The following is a 4,329-nucleotide window of genomic DNA, read 5'->3' on the forward strand; positions in this document are numbered from 1 at the left end:
ACCTGCAGTTCCGGTAAACTCTCTTTCTTCAACCTCTTCCTTTATCTTTTTAGCTTCCGCTTGTAAAGTTTGGGCCATTTTCATAAGTTGATTTAAGTTACCCATACCGCCTTTGAACATAAAAAATCCTCCTAAAAGAACAATTTCGGCTTAATTGTAAAAAATTTGTAAAAAAATAACAAGGAAAAAGGAGGTGAAGATGGTAAACCTTGAGAAGGAAAAAGCCATAGTAATAGCTGTAAAGAGACCAAAGGAAGAAATAGACACTGAGGAACTTAAAGGTTTAATAGAAGCCCTTGGTGGAGAAGTCATAGATACTGTAATCCAAAAAAGGGCAAGGTTTTCTCCTGCAACCTACATCGGTAAAGGAAAGGCGAAGGAGATAAACCCTGAAAATGCCACTATAATCGTTGCCTACCACCCTCTAACAGTCTCTCAAAAAAGAAACCTAGAAGAAATAACAGGTCTTCCAGTAATAGATAGAACTCAGGTTATTCTTGAAATATTTGCCCGCCGTGCCAAAACAAAAGAAGCAAAACTTCAGGTAGAACTTGCAAAGACCTACTATGAACTTTCACACCTTAGAGGAATAGGTAAAGAACTTTCCCGTCTTGGTGGTGGAGTCGGAACAAGAGGACCTGGAGAAACAAAAACAGAAGTTGAAGCAAGGGCTTTAAGAAGGAAAATCCACAAATCCACAAACTTAAAAAAGAAATTGAAGATCTAATAAGAATAGGAAGAAAGAAACAGGGACTAAAAACTGTTGCAATTGTTGGCTACACAAACGTTGGAAAGTCCACTTTAGTAAAGACTTTAACTAGAAAAGACGTTTTTATAAAGGACATGCCTTTTGCTACCTTAGATGTAAAAACCGGTTCTTTATACTTAGAAGGGGAAAAAGTTCTAATTTCTGATACGGTAGGATTTATTAGAGACCTTTCCCACGAACTTGTAGCATCTTTCAGGGCAACCCTTTCAGAGGTAAAAGAGGCCGATTTGCTTCTTATTGTATTTGATATAACATCCCCAAAACTTTTAGAAGAACTTAAATCTGTAGAATCTGTGCTTAAGAAACTAAAATCCTGGAATAAACCTAAAATATTTGTAGCCAACAAGATAGATAAATTTATAGACGATCCTTCAAAAGCAAAAGAACTTTATGACGAAATAGCAGGAAAGATACCGGAAGAAAATCCAGAAGTTGTTTTCATTTCTGCAAGCAAAGGTTGGGAACTTGAGGAGTTGAAAAAGAAAATAAAGGAAAAGCTCCTTTCTAACTAGATTCTTCAAGTATCACTTTTAGATTCTTTAAAAGCTCTTCACAGGATTTGCTTCTCATTACCTTGTCGTTTAGTTTTGCCTTTCCTCTAATTCCTTTAAATATCTGGCTTATTTGGGCTTTTATTACTTTACAAGCTCTTTCTTTGTCGAAAAATTCCCACATAAGAGAAAGTTCCTCTAGTATAAAGTTAACTCTTTCTTTTAAGCCAGCATTTATGTCTCTTCTTTCTTTATACTCTTTAAAAATCCAAGGATGGGCAACCGCCTTTCTACCAATCATCACTCCATCGCATCCTGTTTCTTCAAACTTTACATCTATTTCTCTCCAATCCCTTATATCTCCACTTCCGATAACAGGAATATCTCCTGCAATCTTTTTTAAATCCCTTACCCTTTCCCAGCGGGCAACTCCTGAAAAACCTTCCTTTGCAAGTCTTGGATGAAGGGCAATCGCCGAAACTCCAGCCTTTAAAAGGTTTTCTGCAATTTCTTCTAGAGTATCTTCATAAAACCCAAGTCTTATTTTTGCTGTTACAGGAATTCCTAAAGGTTTTAAAGCATTTACTGTAGCCTCAACTATCCTTCCCATTTCCTTAGGAAACTGAAGGAAATATCCTGCAGCTTTTGCTTTTAAAACTTTTTTTACAGAACAACCAAAGTTTATGTCTATTGCCTCTGGTTTATACTTTTCAGCCATTATGAAAGAAGCTTTAGCAATTTCCTCAGGATTTCTTCCGTAAATTTGAAGGTGAATAGGTCTTTCCTCATCAGTAAAGTAAGCAAGTTCTATCTCTTCTCCTTTGAAAATAATTCCAGTTGCGTTCATAAGTTCTGAGTAAACTCTATCTGCTCCTAAGCGCCTACAAAGTCTTCTAAACGCTGAATGGGTATATCCTGCAAGTGGTGCAAGGATTACTTCTTTGTTTATTGAAAGCATTCTCTTCTCCTTATTAAGATGATGCAATAAAACTAATTTTTCTGGAATCATTTTTGAAGTTAAGGTGGTTTAAAGTTAAGCAACGCAATGGTTATCGTCAATTTTATTAGATTATGATAAATATCTTAAGTAAGGTTTCCGAAGCTTGACTATCGTTATTAGACAATTATAATGTTAAAATGAAGCTTATAGGTCTTTGTAAGGTGAATAAGGGCGGGAAGTGGGTTTTGAAATGCCCTGTAAGGGATGGAATGAAAGGAAGAAAATAAAGAAACAAAAGAATGACAGATATTCGAGAATAGAAAGGAGAGGAAAGCTAGAGATCTCTTAAACAGCCAGTCTTAGTCCTAAAGTTTTTGCAAATTCGTAAACTTCGTTAAATTCTTTAGTCTCTAATCGTCTGCTTATTTTTTCGTAAGATTTTGCCCTGTAAAATGGAAAATATTGTTCCATAACGTTTACGTAAGTTTCTCTTCCTAAGTTTTCAGCTATCCATTTTAAAATGTTCTTACTATCTTCCAAATAATTCGGCATTACAAGGTGTCTAATCATAAGTCCTTTTTCTGCAATGCCATACTCGTTAACCCTTAGATGTCCAACTTGATTAAACATTTCCAAAACAGCTTCTTTTACAATGTCGGGATAATCTGAAGCTTTCAAGTATTCCTTTGAGAATTCATAATCAAACGTTTTTATGTCCGGCATGTAAATATCAACAAGCCCTTTTAGATCTTTTAAAACTTCTACGCTTTCATAACCTCCACAGTTATAAACAATTGGGATTTTTAGTCCTCTACTTTTTGCTATTTCAACTGCTTCAAAGATTTGTGGAACTTGATGGGTAGGCGTAACAAGGTTTATGTTGTGGCAACCTCTTTTTTGAAGGTAAAGCATTATTTGGGCAAGTTCTTCAATATCAATGTATTCTCCCTGCATATCACAGGATATATCGTAGTTTTGACAAAAGACACACTGTAAGTTACAACCTGTAAAAAATATTGTTCCACTACCCCCAAACCCCACAAGAACCGGTTCTTCTCCAAAGTGAGGACCAAAGGAAGAAACCATAGGTTTATCTTTAACTTTACAAAAACCGATTTCCTCTTTGTCCCTAAGAACATTACAGTTTCTTGGACATAACTTACAAGGAGATAGATACCCATAAAGCTTTTTTATCTTTTCCATAACTCACTTTTCCTGTAAATGTTTTAAATACATGGTAGCATAAGAACCTTTAGGAAGATAGAAGAAAATGTAATCTCCGATCTTTTTAAAATCCTTTACTAAAATGTAAGTCATACGATAATCGCCTTTTATTCCAAGTTTTCTTAAAAGTTCTAAAAACTCATTTTTACTAAAACCTTCTTCTGATAGAACTTTTTCGTAGAATTTTTCAGAGTCCAAAAGCTTTTTCTTATAGCCTAAGATAGTCCAAAATTTAGGTAGAGATTGAAAGTCTTCATCTTTTTTAGGAATAAAAAACAATTCTTCTTTCTCTTTTATATAGTATCCATCAAACTTTTCCATTAAAAAGTATTCAAGGCTCTTATTCCACAAGAAACTTAAGAAAGCATCTATATAAAAGTTTTCGCTCCACTTTAATCTTTTTCGAGGTTTTAAAGATAATCTCTTTAAAAGTTCCTTTCCTCTTTCTCTATTTAGGTAAATTCTTTGGACATCGTAATAGTTAATAAACCAGCTTCTATCATTGATTTTCAGACCTTTTAACCTAACTGCGAACTTGTTGCCCTTTAGCTGTCCAATTTTTATCTTTTTCTGTATTCTCCCTAAAAACTTTAGAATAAACCAACCGTCTTTCCCTATTCTTTCTCTTAAAGATTCTCCAACGAAAGTTTCAAACGAAACAAACTGAGAAGTAAGCGCCACTTTATCTTTCATTCCAGCGTAACTAAATCCCAAAAGTTTTGAAAGCTCCTTTGTCGTTAAATTTCTCTTAACAAGAAGATAGAGGTAGTGTTTTCCATTTTCTTTTAAAGGATATTCGGCAACTTCTTTTACTATAAAATCTTTCGGTTCTTCTTTTTTCCACCTAAACTCTACCATTAAAAGACTCCTTTTATGTTGCCTATAAGGTAGAAAGAACCCGTGAT

Annotated in this window: 5 protein-coding genes; 2 read left to right on the plus strand and 3 right to left on the minus strand. The window is 34.5% G+C overall.

Annotated elements, in window-relative coordinates; genetic code table 11:
* Positions 1-199: 199 nt before the first annotated feature.
* A complete protein-coding gene (locus ABGX27_00565; GenBank protein ID MEO2067990.1) occupies positions 200-727 on the plus strand; it encodes a hypothetical protein in 528 nt (175 codons plus the stop codon).
* Between the two features lie 41 nt (positions 728-768).
* Positions 769-1,281, plus strand: coding sequence for a GTPase (locus ABGX27_00570; protein ID MEO2067991.1), 513 nt, complete (start codon positions 769-771; stop codon positions 1,279-1,281).
* Here ABGX27_00570 and ABGX27_00575 read toward each other — a convergent pair.
* From ABGX27_00575 to truD, 3 genes are all read right to left on the minus strand, one after another.
* Entirely contained in the window at positions 1,274-2,218 is a 945-nt protein-coding gene (locus tag ABGX27_00575) for a tRNA-dihydrouridine synthase family protein (protein ID MEO2067992.1), read from the minus strand. The two genes, ABGX27_00570 and ABGX27_00575, sit on opposite strands and share 8 nt — an antisense overlap.
* A 327-nt stretch (positions 2,219-2,545) precedes the next feature.
* A complete protein-coding gene (locus ABGX27_00580) occupies positions 2,546-3,403 on the minus strand; it encodes a radical SAM protein (GenBank protein ID MEO2067993.1) in 858 nt (285 codons plus the stop codon).
* Between the two features lie 3 nt (positions 3,404-3,406).
* Positions 3,407-4,329 (minus strand): tRNA pseudouridine(13) synthase TruD (gene truD, locus ABGX27_00585; GenBank protein MEO2067994.1); only part of this gene is annotated, 923 nt, incomplete at its 5' end.

The sequence above is a fragment of the Desulfurobacteriaceae bacterium genome, assembly GCA_039832905.1.
In the GTDB taxonomy this organism is placed as follows: domain Bacteria; phylum Aquificota; class Aquificia; order Desulfurobacteriales; family Desulfurobacteriaceae; genus Desulfurobacterium.